The 17,442-nt window shown below is 64.0% G+C and carries 19 protein-coding genes and 1 pseudogene; 9 read left to right on the top strand and 11 right to left on the bottom strand.

Going from position 1 to position 17,442, the window contains the following annotated elements:
* Positions 1–27 precede the first annotated feature (27 nt).
* Together FJ443_RS12760 and FJ443_RS12755 are read right to left on the bottom strand one after the other, a co-directional pair.
* A complete protein-coding gene (locus FJ443_RS12760; RefSeq protein ID WP_140515296.1) occupies positions 28–558 on the bottom strand; it encodes a gluconate 2-dehydrogenase subunit 3 family protein in 531 nt (176 codons plus the stop codon).
* A gap of 72 nt (positions 559–630) precedes the next feature.
* Positions 631–1,026, bottom strand: coding sequence for a VOC family protein (locus FJ443_RS12755; protein ID WP_140498876.1), 396 nt, complete (start codon positions 1,024–1,026; stop codon positions 631–633).
* Positions 1,027–1,272: 246 nt separating this feature from the next.
* Here FJ443_RS12755 and FJ443_RS12750 point away from each other — a divergent pair, with 246 nt between their 5' ends.
* On the top strand, positions 1,273–1,578 hold the full coding sequence (locus FJ443_RS12750) for a ribbon-helix-helix domain-containing protein (protein ID WP_140498878.1): 306 nt from the start codon (positions 1,273–1,275) through the stop codon (positions 1,576–1,578).
* A gap of 71 nt (positions 1,579–1,649) precedes the next feature.
* Here the strand turns inward: FJ443_RS12750 and FJ443_RS12745 are convergent, their stop codons facing one another.
* The 3 genes and pseudogenes from FJ443_RS12745 to FJ443_RS12735 all read right to left on the bottom strand — a co-directional run bounded on the left by FJ443_RS12745 (position 1,650) and on the right by FJ443_RS12735 (position 3,662).
* Positions 1,650–2,372, bottom strand: a complete 723-nt coding sequence (locus tag FJ443_RS12745; RefSeq protein ID WP_140664305.1) for a DeoD-type purine-nucleoside phosphorylase — start codon at positions 2,370–2,372, stop codon at positions 1,650–1,652.
* 159 nt (positions 2,373–2,531) lie between these two features.
* Positions 2,532–2,690 (bottom strand): annotated as a pseudogene (locus FJ443_RS12740) (transposase); the annotation flags it as partial.
* Between the two features lie 129 nt (positions 2,691–2,819).
* Complete coding sequence (locus FJ443_RS12735) at positions 2,820–3,662, bottom strand: oxidoreductase (RefSeq protein ID WP_140515294.1); 843 nt, start codon at positions 3,660–3,662, stop codon at positions 2,820–2,822.
* Positions 3,663–3,711: 49 nt separating this feature from the next.
* Here FJ443_RS12735 and FJ443_RS12730 point away from each other — a divergent pair, with 49 nt between their 5' ends.
* Positions 3,712–4,338: a TetR/AcrR family transcriptional regulator gene (locus FJ443_RS12730; RefSeq protein WP_140498884.1), complete on the top strand. Its 627-nt coding sequence runs from the start codon at positions 3,712–3,714 to the stop codon at positions 4,336–4,338.
* Between the two features lie 55 nt (positions 4,339–4,393).
* On the opposite strand, the gene FJ443_RS12725 is transcribed toward FJ443_RS12730, so the two are convergent.
* Entirely contained in the window at positions 4,394–6,970 is a 2,577-nt protein-coding gene (locus tag FJ443_RS12725) for a response regulator (RefSeq protein WP_140515292.1), read from the bottom strand.
* 244 nt (positions 6,971–7,214) lie between these two features.
* On the opposite strand from FJ443_RS12725, the gene FJ443_RS12720 reads away from it, so the two are divergent.
* Positions 7,215–7,952, top strand: coding sequence for a flagellar biosynthetic protein FliO (locus FJ443_RS12720; protein WP_181173491.1), 738 nt, complete (start codon positions 7,215–7,217; stop codon positions 7,950–7,952).
* 135 nt (positions 7,953–8,087) lie between these two features.
* Here FJ443_RS12720 and dksA read toward each other — a convergent pair whose 3' ends face one another.
* Positions 8,088–8,504, bottom strand: coding sequence for an RNA polymerase-binding protein DksA (gene dksA, locus FJ443_RS12715; RefSeq protein WP_140498888.1), 417 nt, complete (start codon positions 8,502–8,504; stop codon positions 8,088–8,090).
* 271 nt (positions 8,505–8,775) lie between these two features.
* On the opposite strand from dksA, the gene FJ443_RS12710 reads away from it, so the two are divergent.
* The 4 genes from FJ443_RS12710 (at position 8,776) to FJ443_RS12695 (ending at position 12,580) form a co-directional block, all read left to right on the top strand.
* Positions 8,776–9,279: a histidine phosphatase family protein gene (locus tag FJ443_RS12710; protein WP_140664302.1), complete on the top strand. Its 504-nt coding sequence runs from the start codon at positions 8,776–8,778 to the stop codon at positions 9,277–9,279.
* Between the two features lie 62 nt (positions 9,280–9,341).
* Positions 9,342–10,820, top strand: a complete 1,479-nt coding sequence (locus FJ443_RS12705; protein ID WP_140664299.1) for a YcjX family protein — start codon at positions 9,342–9,344, stop codon at positions 10,818–10,820.
* On the top strand, positions 10,817–11,938 hold the full coding sequence (locus FJ443_RS12700; protein ID WP_140664297.1) for a TIGR01620 family protein: 1,122 nt from the start codon (positions 10,817–10,819) through the stop codon (positions 11,936–11,938). The genes FJ443_RS12705 and FJ443_RS12700 overlap by 4 nt, the downstream gene beginning before the upstream one ends.
* A gap of 90 nt (positions 11,939–12,028) precedes the next feature.
* Positions 12,029–12,580, top strand: coding sequence for a hypothetical protein (locus tag FJ443_RS12695; protein ID WP_140498896.1), 552 nt, complete (start codon positions 12,029–12,031; stop codon positions 12,578–12,580).
* Between the two features lie 86 nt (positions 12,581–12,666).
* Here the strand turns inward: FJ443_RS12695 and FJ443_RS12690 are convergent, their stop codons facing one another.
* Positions 12,667–12,933 carry a hypothetical protein gene (locus tag FJ443_RS12690; protein WP_140547541.1) on the bottom strand — a complete coding sequence of 89 codons (267 nt, stop codon included), beginning with the start codon at positions 12,931–12,933 and terminating at the stop codon, positions 12,667–12,669.
* Between the two features lie 263 nt (positions 12,934–13,196).
* Between FJ443_RS12690 and FJ443_RS12685 the strand changes: the two genes are divergently transcribed.
* A complete protein-coding gene (locus tag FJ443_RS12685) occupies positions 13,197–15,032 on the top strand; it encodes a monovalent cation:proton antiporter-2 (CPA2) family protein (RefSeq protein ID WP_140515288.1) in 1,836 nt (611 codons plus the stop codon).
* A 12-nt stretch (positions 15,033–15,044) separates the two neighbouring features.
* Entirely contained in the window at positions 15,045–15,590 is a 546-nt protein-coding gene (locus FJ443_RS12680; RefSeq protein WP_140664294.1) for a DUF924 family protein, read from the top strand.
* Here the strand turns inward: FJ443_RS12680 and folK are convergent.
* From folK to folP, 3 genes are read right to left on the bottom strand one after another with little or no spacing between them, the layout of a single operon-like run.
* Positions 15,582–16,109: a 2-amino-4-hydroxy-6-hydroxymethyldihydropteridine diphosphokinase gene (gene folK, locus FJ443_RS12675; protein WP_140664291.1), complete on the bottom strand. Its 528-nt coding sequence runs from the start codon at positions 16,107–16,109 to the stop codon at positions 15,582–15,584. The genes FJ443_RS12680 and folK overlap by 9 nt on opposite strands.
* Entirely contained in the window at positions 16,093–16,452 is a 360-nt protein-coding gene (gene folB / locus FJ443_RS12670) for a dihydroneopterin aldolase (RefSeq protein WP_140498905.1), read from the bottom strand. Before folB ends, folK begins: the two co-directional genes overlap by 17 nt.
* 3 nt (positions 16,453–16,455) lie before the next feature.
* Entirely contained in the window at positions 16,456–17,307 is an 852-nt protein-coding gene (gene folP / locus FJ443_RS12665; RefSeq protein WP_140664288.1) for a dihydropteroate synthase, read from the bottom strand.
* Positions 17,308–17,442: the final 135 nt, after the last annotated feature.

Below are 17,442 nucleotides of genomic sequence, written 5' to 3'. Positions count from 1 at the left end.
ATTTTGCTGGGTGACGAGAGGAGCGGCTCAGAGCCACTCGATGTCGTCGAAGCCGCGCGCGATATAGCCGCCCTTGGAATAGGATTCGCCCTCATAGCCAAAGACCGGCCAGACCTCCTTCTGGTTGTAGAGGCTGACGACGAGGCCCCCGCGCACCGCCTGGAAGAAAGGCGTGGCTTCGACCTGCTTCAGCACTGCGACGCGCTGATCCTCCCAACCAAGGTTCCGGTAGCCGCCCTTGCCGGACCTCTTGTCGAGATCGGCGATGCCGTTCTCGATGAGATCCCTATGTGCGGCATCCTTGCCGGCCTGATCGTCATGGCTCTTGACCGCGATGGCGTAATATTTGTCGGGAAGCTGATCGTGCGGGTAGACGTCCCGCCCCATTTGGATCAGCGTCGCCATCGTCTCCGGCTTCAGCGCCGACGTTTCGAGGCCCCAGGCATGTTCCGGGCTGATGACCGCGCTGCCGGAAATGACGAGCAAGGCTCCGACGCCGCCGCGCTTCAGAAGCTCGCGCCGCGAAAGCCCGGGCCTGCTTTCATAGATCGTGACCATATTTTCCTCCCTGCTTGCTGGTTGCATCCATGGGATGCCTTGGCTGGCGCCGCGCACACGCGGCCGCGATCTCTACTGGAACCTGCCTCCTCGTTGCAGAACCTCGATCCTGTAGCCGTCCGGATCCTCGATGAAGAAGAAGCGTGCGATCAGCGAACCGTCACGGTTGAATTCGACGATCTTCTTCGGGTTGAGGCCGAGCGCGCCGAGCCGGTCGTGCTCGCCGTCGAGATCGACGACCGAAACCGCGAGATGGCCGTAGCCATCGCCAAGCGCATAAGGCTCCTGCCGACCCTTGTTCACGGTCAGTTCGACTTCGAATTGCGTCTCGGCATTGCTGAGGTAGATGAGCGTGAACGTGTCGAAATCCAGCCTTTCGGCGACATCGAGGCCGAAGGCATTTCTGTAGAAATCGACGGAGCGGGTCTCGTCGAGAACCCGGATCATGGTGTGGATTGCCTTCGCCAAATCAGTCCTCGCCACTCGATGCTTCGAAGATGATTATGCGCGGCGACGGCAAAAGATGGTGGCAGCCGGTTACCACGCTCCGAAGATCGACTCGCCTGACAATCGCAAGGACGAAAGTCCGATTGCTGTTCAGCCGATTTTGCCGGAGAATGCTGTTGGGGACAAAGGCCGCGTCGCCTCTGGCGGCAAAAGCATCTGTCCACCCAAAATCAACGCCAAAAATCAACGAACGTGGGAGGTTGTCGGATGTGCAGGGTATTTGCGGCCCAGGATCCCGAAGGTTATCGTCAGATCAACCGGTCGATCCGCATCGACGGATATTCGACCAGCATCCAGCTTGAGGCGACGTTTTGGGCACTGCTCGACGAAATCGCCGAAAGCCAGGACCTGACGACGCCGAAATTCATCTCGAAACTCTATGACGAGGCCATCGAGATCAATGGCGAGATTCCCAACTTCGCCTCCATGCTGCGCACCACCTGCGCGCTCTATCTGCGCAGCCACCGGCCGGGTATGGAAGACCAGATGCCGCCGAAATGGGAAGCCGCCTGAAGAATCCAGAAAAGTGCCCCCCGGCTTTGTGTTCGGAATGCATCAGGAACTGGGGCGGCTCGGCGGGCCTATCACGCACCGGGCCGATCGGCGGCGGCGATTTCCAGCGCCAGCCGCGTCATGTCGGTAAAAAGATCCTGGCGCTCTGCATATTGGGTCTGTTCGCCGCTGTCGATATCGTCGACCACCGTGCAGATCGATAGCGCACGGGCCCCGAAATGCCTGGAAATGCGATAGAGCGCACTGGTCTCCATGTCCACGGCCAGCGCGCCGGCTGCCTGCGCATCGGCAAAACGGGCGCGTCCCTGCGGATGGTGGAAGACGTCGCTGCATGCCGTCAGCCCGGCACGATGGTCGATGCCGAGTTCGGCCGCCTTCGCCAATGCGCGAGCAAACAGCGCCGGGTCCGGCCCGGCTGCAGCGTCATAGAGGCCGAAAACCTGACCGCTTCGGGCGCTTTCGGGCCGCACCGATTGCGAGATGACGAGGCTGCGCAGTTTTACGTCAGCGGTCAGCCCGCCGCAGGTGCCAGTACGGATCAAGGTCCGCACGCCATAGCCGTCCAGCAGTTCATGCGCATAGATCAGAAAGGAGGACCCGCCGATGCCGGTCGCCTGGATGCTGATTGGCTGACCACGAAACAGGCCAGTGAAGCCAAGGGCCCCGCGCCGGCGGTTGATGCAGCGCGGGGCCTCCAGGAATGTCATGGCCATCCATTCGGCGCGCTGGGGGTCGCCCGGCAACAGCACAATGTCGGCGTAGTCACCCTCGCTGGCTTCGATGTGTGGCGTCAACAGCTCGTCCCTGCCGTTTCATCCACAATCATGGCCTTGTCGCGGTATTGCGCAAGAGGCATTCGGGAACGCTAATACACGGAAACTTCGTTTCAGGACGACAATATCACGAAAACAAAGAGTTAAAGCGGCCGGCGACTCTATCAAAGCTGAACTGTTCTAGGACGTAGACTCACAAGCGCGGAGCCACAGCCGCATTGAGGCGAGCTGGACCATGGCGAGGAAGTTGGCGGCGAGCTTGTCGTAGCGGGTGGCGACACGCCAGAAGTGCTTCAGCTCAGAGAAGAACCGCTCGATCAGGTTGCGCTCGCGATAGAGCCGCTGAAGCAAGGCTTCACTTGGTTGCTCTTCGGCGGGATGTTCGGCCGGCGGTCAGGCCGAGCCGCCCCAATTGCAGGCTGATGAAGACGCGCGGCGCGTCTTCATCAGCCGACGCACTCCAAGCGCTCATGATGCGAAGCTGGTTGATCGCGAAAGCTCCTCCCACGCGCTGATTTCGCTCCGCATCGCGTCGAGCTTCTGGTCGACCAGCCCCAGTGCGTCGTCGCCCAGGAACAGCCGTACCGGCGGGTTCGCGGCATCGACCAGCACGAGCAACGCCTGCGCGGCCTTGGCCGGATCGCCCGGTTGGTTGCCGCTCTTGGCCTGTCGCGCGGCGCGGATCGGGTCCATGACCGCGTCATAGTCGGCAATGCTGCGCGGCGTGCGATCCATCGAGCGTCCGGCCCAATCCGTGCGGAATTGGCCGGGAGCGAGCGCCGTCACCCGAATTCCAAAGCCTGCTACTTCCTTGCCGAGCGCTTCGGAAATGCCTTCGAGCGCGAATTTGCTTCCGCAATAGAAGGTGATCCCGGGCATGGTGATGAAGCCGCCCATGGACGTGACGTTGATGATATGGCCGCGACGCCGCTCGCGCATGCCCGGCAGCACCGCCTTGATCATCGCGACGGGCCCGAAGACGTTGGCGGCGAACTGGCGCTGGAGATCGTCCATGGAGGACTCCTCCAGCACGCCCTCATGGCCGTAACCGGCGTTGTTCACCAGCACGTCGATTGGACCCGCCTGCCGTTCGGCCGCGGTGACAGCCGCCGGGACCGTCTCGAAATCGGTCACGTCCAGCAAGAGCGGGTGGGCGCGATCGGGCGCGAGCGCGGCGAAAATCTCGGCATCGGCCTCCCGCCGCACGGTGCCGATCACCCGATGGCCCGCTTCAAGCGCGCCTCTTGCAAATGCTCGCCCCAGCCCGGAGCTGACACCGGTGATGAGGAATGTCTTAGGGGTGGAAGTCATGGTTCACTCCGGGCTATGATTAGAATTATATCATGATATAGATCACAGCATGACACCAAACAAGACCAAGGTCGCTCCGACCGCCACGCGGGGTGAGCCGCTTCGCCGGCGTGTGATCGATGCGGCGGAGCGGTTGCTCCGACAGGGTAAGGCCGATTTCTCGATGCGCGACCTCGCCACCGAAGCTGGGGTCAGTTTCGCGACGCCGTTCAATCAGTTCGGGAGCAAGGCCGCGATCATGCATGCCCTTTCGCGGCGGCGGATCGATACGATGGCCCAGCGCTTTGCCGGGATGTCACCGCCTGCCGATGCCGCAGGCCGCGTGCTGTTGGCCATCGATACCGCGGTCGAGGTGATGTTGGAGGAGCCGGAGATAAACCGGGCCGTGATGGGATGGATCGGCACGGCCGGCCCGTCCCCCGGAAAGGTCCTGGCGCACTCCACAACCTTGTGGTCGCTGGCCCTTGGAGCGGGCGAAGGCTTGATCGCGGCCGGCAGGCAGGAGGCGCTGCGCAGTTTGCCGGAGCAGCTCGCATTTGCCTTTCGTGGGGTCCTGTCATTCTGGACCGCCGGCGAACTGCCGGATGAGGCGCTTGCCTCGAAGGCGCGAGAGATCGCAAAAACCTTGCTGCTCGGATTTGCTGAACGGCCGCTATTCGGCGATTCCGCCTCCTAAGCTGCCCTCCGGGAACCACCAATCTCGGCCATTTCCCGATTTATGGGTTCACGGCCTAAGACTCCAGCATGTCCTTGACGATCGTTGCCAACTGCTTGAGCGAAAACGGTTTCGGCAGGAATCCGAAATGCGCGTCCGCCGGCAGGTTCCTGGCGAATGCATCCTCGGCATAGCCGGACACGAAGACGAACTTGATGTCCGGCTGGCGCTTGCGCAGTTCGCCGAGCAGCGTCGGCCCGTCCATCTCCGGCATCACCACATCCGAAACCACGATGTCGACCTTGCCGCCGAGCGCTTCGAACACTTCCAGCGCCTCGACTCCGGAGGACGCCTCGTGCACGGTATAGCCGCGCGAGGTCAGTGCCCGCATGCCGCCCATGCGCACCGCATCCTCGTCCTCGACCAGCAGCACCGTGGCCGAGCCGGACAAATCCTTGCCTGTCTCGGCCGACTTGGCAGGCACCGCTGCCGGTGCTTCCCCGGGTTCGCCTGCCTTCTTTGCCTCGGCGATGTGGCGCGGCAGGAAGATGCGGAAGACCGAACCCTTGCCGACCTCGGAATCGCAGAAGATAAAGCCGCCGGTCTGCTTGATGATGCCGTAGACCATGGACAGGCCAAGGCCGGTGCCCTTGCCGACTTCCTTGGTGGTGAAGAACGGTTCGAATATCTTCTTCAGCACGTCGGGCGCGATGCCGCTGCCGGTGTCCTCGACCTCGGCCACCACATAGTCCGCCGGAGTGAGTTCCCGGTAGGGAAAGGTCTTGCACTCCTCGGCGGTCACATTGCGGGTGCGCACCGTGAGGTCGCCGCCCGCCGGCATTGCATCGCGCGCGTTGACCGCCAGGTTGACCACCACCTGCTCGAACTGGCCGATATCGACCTTGACCGGCCAGAGATCGCGACCGTGATCGATCTTCAGCTTGATGTCGTTGCCGACCAGACGGGCGAGCAACATCCTGAGATCGGCGAGCACGTCGGTGAGGTTCAGCACTTCCGGCCGCAGCGTCTGCTTGCGCGAAAAGGCCAGCAACTGCCGCACCAGCGAGGCTGCCCGGTTGGCATTCTGCTTGATGTTCATGATGTCGGGGAAGGATGGGTCCGACGGCCGATGGTTGGTCAGAAGCAGATCAGACGCCATGATGATGGCGGTCAGCACATTGTTGAAGTCGTGCGCGATGCCGCCGGCAAGCTGGCCGACCGCCTGCATCTTCTGGCTTTGCGCCATCTGCCCTTCGAGCGCCTTCTGCTCCGTCGTCTCGACGGCGTAGACGATGGCCGACTCCTCGGCCCCCTCGCCGCCTGTACCGTCGGCGACCGCATTGACGTAAAAACGGATGTGGCGCTCCTCATTGCCGGGCAGGAGCGTATCGATCGGCTCGATATCGGCCTGCCGCTGCCGTGCCTTTTCGAAGGCCGCGGCAAAGGCCGGGCGGTCACGTTCGTGGATGACCGTGTCGAGCCGCATGCGGCGGTCGACGGCGTCCCGGTCTACGACCGACGAAAACAGCGAAAGGAACGGCGCATTGGTGCGCAGGATGCGCCCGCTGGCGTCGACGCCGGCGATCGCCATCGGCGTCGAGTTGAAGAAGCGGGTGAACCGCACTTCCGAAGCGCGCAGGTCCGCCGAGGCGTCCTCGCCTTGCGTGCGGTTGAGCACGATCGTGCGCGTCGGACCGTTGAGGCCTTCGCGGCTGGCTGAAACGCGATGCATGAAGCGCACCGGCAGCGCCTCGCCCGTCATTGTCGTGAGGTCGAGATCGATGACCGCGTTGCGCGTCGTACCGGGGTCGGCCTTGACCGAGCGCACCAGCGCCATGCCGTCGCCGGCGACGATCTCCGGCAGGGAGACGGCGCCGGGCGTGAAGCTGGCAAGGTCGATGCCCAGCCATTCGGCGAGCGTGGCGTTGATATAGGTGACGCGGCCTTCCTGGTCGGCGGAAAAGAAGCCGGCGGGCGCGTGGTCGAGATGATCGATCGCCTTCTGCAGGTCCAGGAAGAAACGCTCCTGCTCGGCGCGTTCCTGCGAAATGTCGGCAAGTTGCCAGGCGAGCATCGGCGGCCGCTGGCCCGGCACGCTGAAAGCGCGGGCGCGGGCGCGATACCAGCGCGCGCCTGGCTCAGCGCCAGGCTTGATCGACTGCGCGAGCCGGAACTCGCCGTCGCCCGGCTGGCCGTCACGCAGGCCGGAGGCCAGTCGGTAGATGGTGACCGAAGCTTCCGGAACATCCGAAAGCAGCCCTTCGACCGTCTTCAGGTCGGCCGCGGAAGAGGCTCCGGTCATGTCGGCATAGGCGCGGTTGGCATAGACCACGCGGCCCTTGGTGTCCGTGACCAGAAGACCCTGCGACATCGAATCGACGAATGCCTTCGACAGTTCGTCGCCCGTCGAGCGTGGAGTGATCTGCACGAAGCCGATCGCCGTGGCGAACAGGAAGCCGACGCCGATCATCGCCAGCACGCCGAGCATGCCCAGCAGGAAAGGGTCGCCGAGCCGCTCGCGAAACAGGCCGAAAACGATCGCGGCCCCCGTCAGGACGGCAATGAAGATGACGAGCCGGGTAACGGCGCCCGGCCGCGTGTTCTGATCGACGATCGGTACCGGATAGAAATCGCCGCGCGTTTCCTTGGCCATGTGCCCCCTGCTCTTGAAGTCCGGTGTTCCGATACTCGCCGCAATGTGTGCCGACGCCCGCCCCTGTCGGGTTGAATCATATTCTCCTGGTCCCGAAAAGGCCCGGGCGGCAAATGTCAGATAAAAATGATGTCGGCCGGCCCTCCAGTGTTTCAAGCTGTTCATGAAGCGTGAAAGGCAACTTGCGGTAGCCCGCCGCAACGGTCTAGTGTCGCGTCACTTCCAAACCGATCAGGGGGAACCAATGCTGCAATGGCTGGATAGCGTAGCGGGCCCCGGCTATGTAGCGGCACTGCTGTGGACCTTCGCGGCGCTGGTCCTGCTGGTTATCGTCCTCATCATCGTCAAACTCGTTCGCAACCTGACCTTCGGCACCTTTGTCGCGGGCGGCCGGAACCGCAAGACGCGGCTTGCGGTCATGGACGCCACCGCCGTCGACAGCCATCGCCGCCTGGTGCTGGTGCGCCGCGACGACATCGAGCATCTGCTTTTGATCGGCGGCCCGACCGATGTCGTCGTCGAGCGTGACATCCGCCTTTCTGCGCCACGCCGTCCCGCGCTGACCGGAGATGGCGGTTCGCAGCAGCCTGTCGCGGTGGCAAAGCCGCGTCCGCCTCAGCCCACCCCGGCGCCGGCGAGACAGGCACCTGCTCCGCAGCCGGTGAGTGCAGCGCCACCCGCCCGCCAGCGCGCTCCGGAGCCGGTGCCGAAGCCGGCGGCGCAGGGTTATCAGCCGACCAATGTCACGCCGCTGCCTTCCTACGGCTCCGCAAACGTCAATGCCGTCCGGCATGCCCCGCCGCCGGCTTCACCACCGCCGGGGCAGGAAAGCATCGATGAAACGCTGATGAAGGAACTCGAGGTTTCGCTCGACCAGCCCCGCTCGAGCAGTCCGGCGACCAAGCCGGTGGCAAAAACACCGCCGTCGCTCGACGATGAGATGACCAGGCTTCTGGGCGAACTCTCCAGCCAGAAAAGATGAGCAGCGCTTGCGCCCGGTCCGAAAAACCGATCGGGGTTTTGCGCGCATCGCCCGGGTTCTGAAAAAAGAAATGGCCGGAAAACCGGCCATTTCGAGAGCGATATCGCTGAAATCTTCTTGAATGCAGACCGCAGGCTAATCGTCGCGATAGACCTTCTCGCGGCGCTCGTGCCGCTCCTGCGCTTCGATCGACAAGGTTGCGATCGGGCGGGCATCCAGCCGCTTCAGCGCGATCGGTTCGCCGGTCTCCTCGCAATAGCCGTAAGTGCCTTCCTCGATGCGCTGCAAGGCCGAATCGATCTTTGCGATGAGTTTCCGCTGGCGGTCGCGCGCCCTGAGTTCGATGGCGCGGTCGGTTTCCGAAGAGGCGCGGTCGGCTAGATCGGGATGATTGGCGTTTTCCTGCTGTAGGATTTCGAGGGTTTCGCGCGCTTCGCGCAATATGTCATTCTTCCAGGTGACGAGCTTTGAGCGGAAGTAGGATTTCTGCCGCTCGTTCATGAACGGCTCGTCTTCGGAGGGTACGTAATCGGCGGTAACGGCATCGTTCATTCGACTCACCCAAACAGCCCCAAATTTGGCGCCTATATATTCGCGGTCAAACGCCTGCACAAGCGCAATCGATTACCGATTCACGCAATTGTTAATCTGCCTCGATGAGCGCGATTGAGGTGATTCGGGCTGGTCTTAGGTACCGGATCCTTCGTACTGGCGGCCGCCGGCTGATGATTCGTCATGTCCGAAAAACGACTGCCATTGTGCGCCACGCCGTTCTTATGGCTAATCACAGCACGGTTCGGGCTGTTGGCACGGTGGAGGTTGGGTGAGCAGGCTTTATCTGTTGAGGCACGCCAAAGCCGGATGGGCGCTGCCCGGCATGCGTGATTTCGATCGCCCTCTCGATGCGTCCGGCCGCGCTGATGCGGAGGCGATGGGCATCGCCATGCGGTCGCGCTCCTATGTGCCCGATCTGACGCTTTGCTCCACAGCCCGGCGCGCGAAGGAGACGCTGGAAGGCGTGGCCGGTCGGGCCGACACCGGCCGGGTTCTGTTCGTCGACGCGCTCTACAGCGAGGACGCGGCCGCGTACCTCAGCCTCATCCGGGACAATGGTGGGGTGGGTTCGATGCTGCTCGTCGGCCACAATCCGATGACGGAGGATCTCGCCATGGCGGTGTCCGGCGATGGCGAGGAAAGCGCCCGCGCCATGCTCAATCATGGTTTCCCGACCTCGGGCCTGGCGGTCGTGCGCTTCAGCGGCGATCTTGCCGGGGCCGCCCAGGGTGCCGGCTATCTCGAGGTATTCCTGACGCCGGCTGACCTCTGACGCCATTTCAAACCAGCACGGCAACGCCTATATCGGACCTGTCGCAGCATCGAGAGACAATTTTGGCGTCATCGCTGACCACTTTCACCGACGAGGCGAGAATTGCGCTCGACACGCTTTCGGGCCGCGCCAGCGGGCTATTTTCGCCGTCGCTGCGGCTGGGCGTCACGGGCCTTTCCAGGGCGGGCAAGACGGTTTTCATCTCGGCGCTGGTCCACAACCTTATTCATGGCGGGCGCCTGCCGCTGTTCGAGGCGCAGAAATCCGGGCGCATCGCACGCGCTTTCCTCGAAGAGCAGCCCGACGACGCGGTGCCGCGATTCCAGTACGAGGACCATATCGCCGCCTTGGTGAACGACCGCGTCTGGCCCGATTCGACACGCGCCATCTCCGAATTGCGGCTGACCATCGAATATGAATCGGCTTCCGGCTGGAACAGGATGTTTTCCTCCGGAAAACTGTCGGTCGACATCGTCGACTATCCCGGCGAATGGCTGCTCGACCTGCCGCTGCTCGGAAAATCCTTCGCCGATTTTTCGCGCGAAGCCCTTGAAATGGCTGCGTTGCCGGTGCGCGAGGACCTGTCGCGGGCCTGGCGGGCGCTATCGGCCGAGATCGACCCGAACGCCGATGCCGAGGAGATGACGGCGCGCCGCCTGGCCGAGGATTTCGCCGCCTATCTCAAAGCCTGCAAGCTCGACGAGCGGGCGCTTTCGACTTTGCCGCCGGGCCGTTTCTTGATGCCTGGCGATCTCGAAGGCTCGCCCGCATTGACCTTCGCGCCTCTGGCCAGCCTGGGCGACAAGCGCCCGCGCAGCGGCTCGCTGCACGCGATGATGGAAAGGCGCTACGAGGCCTACAAGACCCATGTCGTCAAACCCTTCTTCCGCGAACACGTCACCCGGCTCGACCGCCAGATCGTGCTGATCGACGCCATGCAGGCGCTGAACGCCGGCCCCGGAGCCATGGCCGACCTGGAGCGCGCGGTGACCGAGATCCTCGCCTGTTTCCGTCCTGGACGCGGCAGCTTCCTCACCGATCTTTTCTCGCGGCGCATCGATCGTATCCTGATCGCCGCCACCAAGGCCGACCACCTGCATCACGACAGCCATGACCGCTTGCAGGCGATCGTGCGGCGGCTGGCAGACCGCGCCGTGGCGCGGGCGAATTTCACCGGCGCCGGCGTCGACGTCGTCGCCATGGCGGCGGTGCGCGCAACACGGGAAGGCACCGTCAAACAGGGCCGCGAGACATTGCCGGTCATCATCGGCACACCGCTCGCGGGCGAGACAATCAATGGCGACACCTTTGACGGGAAAGCTGAAACGGCCATATTTCCCGGTGATTTACCGGAGAAAATTGATGCTGTCTTCGAAGCTCCCGGGGGAGCGCACAGGCAGGACAATACCGACCCGGCGATCCGCTTCGTGCGCTTTCGCCCGCCAAAGCTCGAGCGCACGGCCGAGGGCGTCACGCTGTCACTGCCGCATATCCGTCTCGATCGTGCCTTGCAGTTCCTGATCGGAGACCATCTGGCATGACCGCGCCCCGCAAGCCGGCAGCATTCCGCATCGAACCGGCGGCCACATCGCAGCAGGACGCGGCGCAGGCGCGCCGTGCCCAGGCCGGGGCGCCGGAGGCGCGCCGTGTCCAGACCGACACACAGCGCAAGCCCCGCGCGGTGAAGAGCGATGTCGCGCTGGTCATCCCGTCGGAGATCGACGTGTTCGACGAGCCGGACATCGTCGCTGCCGAACCGCCGCCGGCGGTCGCTCGCAGGAAACGTTCATTGCTTGGCTCCATCTTCTTCGGCGCGTTCGGGGTGCTGGTTTCGCTGGCCATCGGCCTGTGGACCGATCAGCTCATTCGCGATCTGTTCGCGCGCGCCGAGTGGCTGGGTTGGCTGGCCGCCGGCATGGCTGCCGTCGCCGTGCTGGCGCTGGTGGTGATCCTGATTCGCGAGTTCCTGGCGATCGCCCGGCTTGCCGAGGTCGAAAAGCTGCAGAAACGTGCGCTCGATGCGATTGCACGCGACGATCCCAAGGCGGCGCGATTGGCGGTCGACGAGCTGTCGGCCTTCGTCGCGGCCAAACCCGAAACGGCCGCGGGCAGGCGCGCGCTGGCCGATCTGCGCGACGAGATCATCGATGGCGCCAATCTGGTGCGTCTCGCTGAGGCGGAGATCCTTGGCCCTCTCGACGCCAGGGCCAAGATCATGATCCTGGAAGCCGCCAAACGCGTGTCGCTGGTGACGGCCGTCAGTCCGCGTGCGCTCGTCGACGTAGCCTATGTCGTGTTCGAGGCCGGGCGCCTCATCCGGCGCCTTTCGGAACTCTATGGCGGGCGGCCGGGAACACTGGGTTTCTTTCGCCTGGCGCGCAGCGTGCTGGCGCATCTGGCGGTCACCGGTTCGATCGCCGTCGGCGACAGTTTCGTCCAGCAGATCGTCGGCCACGGCCTGGCTGCGCGCCTCTCCGCCAAGCTCGGCGAAGGCGTCGTCAACGGCATGATGACGGCGCGCATCGGCATCGCCGCGATGGAGACGGCGCGCCCCCTGCCCTTCAGTGCGGCAAAACGGCCGGGACTGGGTGATTTCCTCTCCGCGCTGACATCGTTCGCAAGCAGGAAGGAAAGCGAGAACACCCCGCCTGGCAAGTGAACGACGACCTTGGCAGTGACGAAGCATTAACCAATCTTGTTCATGGTCGCACTGGTTCCAAAACAGCCTCTTTGTTGCCGGGTGTCGTCGATGAAAAGCGTAATTCTGTCCAGCCTGTTGCCCCTGGCGGTTGCGATCACCACTGTCGCCGGCATTGCCGCACAGGCGTCCGCGGCGGAGCCGGACAAGCAGTTCTTCCGGTCCGCCGAAGGCAAGTGGGTGGGCCCGGGCGAGATCGTCGCCGGCAAATACAAGGGCACGAAGTTCAATTGCAGCTTCACCGGCTCGACGCCCGACGGCAAGATGGGCATGACGCTCGACGGCGGCTGCCGTGTGGGCATGTTCACCCAGCCGATGTCGGCCAAGATCGAGCGCAAGGGGCGCGATTACAAGGGCTCCTTCATGGGCGGCGCGGCCGGTGCCGGCCTCGATATCATCGGCGGCAATGTGGTCGATGCCCGCAAGGTGGTGTTCACCATCAACCGCAACCAGCTGCGCGGCGTCATGCAGGCACGCATCCCCGACGACAATTCGATGACGGTGACGGTTGCAGTGCGCGTCGCGGACCAGCTGGTGCCGGTGATCGGCATGAGCCTGAAGCGGGTCGACGCGATCGAAGTCGGCTCCATCGCGCCGAACTGAGCGCGTATCAACCGCCTGTAACCAAACACAAAAAGAGACGGCGGCCCATCGCCACTGCCTCCTTTTGAAGACGTCGATAGGAACGATCAGCCCTTGATCGCCGCCGTCACCTCATCATAGGCCTTGCAGGCGTCGGCCAGGGTCGTGGTGCCCTGATATTTGGTCGTCACCTCTTGCACCTTGGCCGTCAGATCGGCCGCCTTGGACGGATCCTTGGTAACCGCCTCCTGCAGCGCGGCGGCCATGTCCTGCGCCTTCTTGGTGGCGACCTCGGCCGTGCACTCAGGCGCCTTGGAGCAAGCCGAGCCGGCGAGCACCGCCAGGCCGACGGCAACGAGCAAAAACTTCTTCATGTCAGTCATCTCCTCAAAAAGGGCGCGGCTTGATCGCCACACCCTCCACTGGCCGAAGCCGAGCGTGCTTAACCTCCGATTGCAGCCAGACGCAACGCGGCCTCGCGCTCAACTTGTGTAACGTGCCTGCAACATTGCCCGCCGCAGGATTCGGGCTGTTACATGCCCGCCGAAGCCCCTATCCTTGGGGCGCTGGCGCCTGATCCGAGGCGTCTTGACCCGACCGCACAGGCTGCGGTCCTCAAACGAGCGGAATGGCGGGAATGGCGGCAGAGGCAGCGGGCAGCGAGCTTGTTCAGGTGGTGGCGCTGCTCGCCGCGGGTGTTGTCGCCGTTCCGATCTTCAAACGTATGGGCCTGGGTTCGATTCTCGGCTATCTGGCCGCGGGCGTGGTGATCGGCCCGTTCGGCATCGGTGTGTTTTCCGAATCGGGAGCCATCCTCCACGTCGCCGAGCTCGGCGTCGTGATGTTCCTGTTCATTATCGGGCTGGAGATGCAGCCGTCGCGGCTCTGGGGCTTGCGCCGCGAGATCTTCGGCCTGGGCGCGCTTCAGGTCGGGGTCTGCGCGGTCTTGCTGACCGGCGTGGGAATAGCCGGAGGCTTTTCCATCGCGCAATCCTTCGTCGCCGGAGCCGGCTTCGTGCTGACCTCGACGGCGATCGTCATGCAGCTTCTGGAAGAGCGCGGCGAAATCGCCTCGCCCAAGGGCCAGCGCATCGTCTCCATCCTGCTGCTGGAGGATCTGGCGATCGTGCCGCTGCTGGCCCTGATCGCGTTCCTGGCGCCAGGCGGCACCGACACCAGCCTGTCGGAGCGGCTGGCCGAGGTCGGTATCGGCCTTGCCGCGATCATCGGCCTGGTGCTGGCCGGACGTTTTCTGCTCAACCCTTTCTTCCGTATCCTGGCGGATGCCCGCGCTCGCGAGGTGATGACGGCGGCCGCCCTTCTGGTCGTTCTCGGATCCGCCCTTGCCATGCAGCTCAGCGGCCTGTCGATGGCGATGGGCGCGTTCCTGGCCGGCGTGCTGCTGTCCGAATCGACCTTCCGCCACCAGCTCGAAGCCGATATCGAACCGTTTCGCGGCATCCTGCTCGGCCTGTTCTTTCTCGCCGTGGGCATGTCGCTCGACCTGCATGTGGTGGTTCAGAACTGGCGGCTGATCGCCGTCTATGTCGTTGCCTACATGGTCATGAAGGCGCTCGGCATCTACATCGTCGCCCGCATCCTGAAGTCGGGCCATCGCGAGGCGCTGGAACGCGCCGTCTTCATGGCGCAAGGCGGCGAATTCGCCTTCGTCCTCTATTCGGCCGCCGCTTCCGTCGGCATCATCGACGGCCAGGCCAACGCGACGCTGACGGCCATCGTCATCATCTCCATGGTGCTGACGCCGCTGGCGATCGTCGCGTTGCGGTATCTGACGCCGCGCGACGAGCTGTCGCTGGATGGCGTCGACGTCGCCGAAGGGCTGACCGGCAGCGTGCTGATCATCGGATTCGGCCGCTTCGGCCAGATCGCCAGCCAGCCATTGCTGCTGCGCGGCATCGACGTGTCGATCATCGACAACGATGTCGAGATGATCCAGGCGGCGGCCGATTTCGGCTTCAAGGTCTACTACGGCGACGGCACGCGGCTGGACATCCTGCACGCTGCCGGTGCCGGGCGCGCACGCGCCGTGCTCATCTGCGTCGACAAACCCGATGCCGCCGTACGCATCGCCGAGCTCGTCAAAGCCGAGTTTCCCTTGCTTACCGTGTTGGCGCGCGCCTTCGACCGAGGCACCGCGCTACAGCTCATCCGCACAGGCGTCGACTATCAGCTGCGTGAAACATTCGAATCGGCGCTGGTTTTTGGCGGTTCGACGCTGGAGGCCCTGGGCGTAGACCCGGAAGACGTCGCCGAGGTGGTCGAAGACGTCCGCCGCCGCGACACCGCCCGCTTCGAGACGCAACTCGCCGAAGGCATCCGCTCCGGACAGCGCTTCCTGAAGGGCAATATCGGCACGCCGATCCCGACGCCGCTCTCCACGCCGCGCCGCCCCGGCCAGGCGCTCAACGAGGAAACGGCCGGCGTTCTGCACAAGTCCGAGCCGGCGGATTGATAGGAGAAAAGCATGGATTTGGACAGCGGAGCCCTGTCGGTCACCAGATTCTGGCGTGATGCCGGAGCGGACGCATGGTTCGAGAAAAGCGATGTTTTCGACGGCGATTTCCGCAACCGCTTTCTTGAGCTGCATTACGCGGCCGCACGGCGCGAATGCGACGGCTGGTCGGAGCATGCCGAAGGCTCGCTGGCGTTGATGATCCTGCTCGATCAGTTTCCGCGCAACTGCTTTCGCGGCACCGGCCACATGTACGCCACGGACCCGCTGGCGAAGCATTTCGCCCAAAAAGCCGTAACGTCAGGCCAGGATCTGGTGCTCGAACCGGAATTGCGGGTGTTCCTGTATCTGCCGTTCGAACATTCGGAATTGCTCGCCGACCAGGAACGGTCGGTCGAGCTCACCGCGGCCAATGCGCCGGACTACCTCAAATACGCCGAAGAACACCTCGACATCATCCGGCGCTTCGGCCGTTTTCCGCACCGCAACAAGATGCTCGGCCGCGAAACCACGCCGGAGGAAAAAACCTTTCTGGACGATGGCGGGTTCTCAGGCTGACGCTGGTCTATCCAGCCACCAGTCGCGGCCCGACGGCAGGCGTTCGATACCGGCCGCATCGACGGCGGCCAGCCGCTCCGAGACGCTTCGCCCGCTTACCGCAAGATCGGGCGCGATCTCGGCCAGCGGCGCCAGCACGAAGGCACGTTCAAGCATGCGCGGATGCGGCACTTCCAAGCCGGTTTCGTGGATGACGCGGTCGCCGAAAACCAGGATGTCGATATCGATCAGGCGCGGCCCCCAGCGCTCCTCGCGCACGCGCTTCAGCTTGCGCTCTGCATCGAGGCACAGGTCGAGCAATGCCCGCGGCGAGAGCCGTGTCGAGAGTTCGGCGGCGGCGTTCAGGAAGTCGGGCTGGTTGAGCTTGCCCCAGGGCGGCGTGCGGTAGAGCGAGGACACCGCGGCCACGCGAGTGGCGGGATCGGCGTCGAGCAGGCGCAGCGCCGCCGCCATCGAACTCGCCGGATCGCCGAGATTGCCGCCAAGGCTGAGATAGACGGTGTTACTGCGGCCAGACAACGGTCACCTCGACGTAATCGAGCACGCCGGGCACCGGCGCATTCGGCTTGCGGACCGTGATTTCGGCTTTCCTGATCTGCGGGAAGCGCTCCGTCAGGGCTTTTGCGACTTCCAGGGCCAGCGCCTCGATCAGGAAGCGCCTGTGTCCGGTGATGATCTCCTCGATCACCGTGAAGGCAACGCCGTAGTTGACGGTTTCCCCGATGGCATCGTCGACCAGCGCGCGCCCGGGCTCCACGGTGAGCGAGGCGTCGACATAGAAGCGCTGGCCGAGCGCCTCCTCCTCGTCCAGCACCCCGTGCCGGGCAAAGAAGGCGCAGTTCTTCAGGCGGATGACATACATGGTTCAGCGTTCCGAAGCGGCGGTTTCGCGCGCCAGCATAGCATCCGCCACGGCCAGCGCGTCCACGTTGATTGCGACATCGTGGACGCGAAACAGGTCGGCGCCCTTCAATCTCAGTATGACGCTCGTCGCCGCAGTCCCAGCCCCTCTTTCGGCGGCATCGCGGCCAGTGACGGTGCCGATGAAGCGTTTTCGCGAGGTTCCGGCCATCAGCGGAAATCCGAGGGCGTTGAGCTCGGAAAACCGCGCCATCAGGTCGAGGTTATCCTCGGCCGTCTCCTTGGCGAAGCCGAAGCCGGCATCGAGAACGATATGATCGTCGGCGATGCCGTGTCGGCGGGCGATTTCAAGCGATTTTTCGAGGAACGCGAACTGGTCGGCGATGACGTCGGGCAGTTTCCGGCGATCCCGCCCGGTATGCATGATGATGAGCCCCGCGCCGGTTTCGGCTGCGACACGCGCAATGTCCGGCTCGCGCTGCAAGCCCCAGACGTCGTTGACGATATGCGCCCCGGCCGCGACGGCCAGCCGCGCGGTCTCCGCACGATAGGTGTCGACCGAAATCAGCACCTCGCCGGAACGCGCCAGCGCCTCGATCACCGGCAGGATGCGCGCCTGCTCCTCGCCCGCCGTGATCGCGGACGCGCCCGGCCTGGTCGATTCACCGCCGACATCGACGACCAGGGCCCCTTCGCCCAGCATGCGGCGCGCCTGGACCAGCGCGGTTTCGGCGGCATCGAACAGACCGCCGTCGGAAAAACTGTCGGGCGTGACATTGAGAATGCCGACCACCACGGCCTTGTCGCCAAGGTCGAGATGACGCCCGTGCGCCAACTGCCATCGCCTCGCCGTCATTGCTCATCAACCATGGGGCTCATCAACCGTGTGGCTCATCAACCGTGTGGCTCATCAACCGTGTGGCTCATCAACCGTGGGGCTCATCAACCATGTGTGATCCGCACCAGATCAATTCCGTTGCGCCGGCAATGG

This window comes from Mesorhizobium sp. B2-6-1 (genome assembly GCF_006440475.1).
GTDB lineage: Bacteria > Pseudomonadota > Alphaproteobacteria > Rhizobiales > Rhizobiaceae > Mesorhizobium.
This window is presented reverse-complemented; position numbering and strand designations above follow the sequence as displayed.

Coding starts and splice junctions, on each gene's coding strand:
- FJ443_RS12725 (WP_140515292.1), bottom strand. CDS start 6,970: ATGGCCAAGGAAACGCGCGGCGATTTCTATCCGGTACCGATCGTCGAT.
- dksA (WP_140498888.1), bottom strand. CDS start 8,504: ATGAACGATGCCGTTACCGCCGATTACGTACCCTCCGAAGACGAGCCG.
- FJ443_RS12690 (WP_140547541.1), bottom strand. CDS start 12,933: ATGAAGAAGTTTTTGCTCGTTGCCGTCGGCCTGGCGGTGCTCGCCGGC.
- folP (WP_140664288.1), bottom strand. CDS start 17,307: ATGACGGCGAGGCGATGGCAGTTGGCGCACGGGCGTCATCTCGACCTT.
- FJ443_RS12695 (WP_140498896.1), top strand. CDS start 12,029: ATGAAAAGCGTAATTCTGTCCAGCCTGTTGCCCCTGGCGGTTGCGATC.
- folB (WP_140498905.1), bottom strand. CDS start 16,452: ATGTATGTCATCCGCCTGAAGAACTGCGCCTTCTTTGCCCGGCACGGG.
- FJ443_RS12680 (WP_140664294.1), top strand. CDS start 15,045: ATGGATTTGGACAGCGGAGCCCTGTCGGTCACCAGATTCTGGCGTGAT.
- FJ443_RS12700 (WP_140664297.1), top strand. CDS start 10,817: ATGACCGCGCCCCGCAAGCCGGCAGCATTCCGCATCGAACCGGCGGCC.
- FJ443_RS12735 (WP_140515294.1), bottom strand. CDS start 3,662: ATGACTTCCACCCCTAAGACATTCCTCATCACCGGTGTCAGCTCCGGG.
- FJ443_RS12730 (WP_140498884.1), top strand. CDS start 3,712: ATGACACCAAACAAGACCAAGGTCGCTCCGACCGCCACGCGGGGTGAG.
- FJ443_RS12720 (WP_181173491.1), top strand. CDS start 7,215: ATGCTGCAATGGCTGGATAGCGTAGCGGGCCCCGGCTATGTAGCGGCA.
- FJ443_RS12685 (WP_140515288.1), top strand. CDS start 13,197: ATGGCGGCAGAGGCAGCGGGCAGCGAGCTTGTTCAGGTGGTGGCGCTG.
- FJ443_RS12760 (WP_140515296.1), bottom strand. CDS start 558: ATGGTCACGATCTATGAAAGCAGGCCCGGGCTTTCGCGGCGCGAGCTT.
- FJ443_RS12750 (WP_140498878.1), top strand. CDS start 1,273: ATGTGCAGGGTATTTGCGGCCCAGGATCCCGAAGGTTATCGTCAGATC.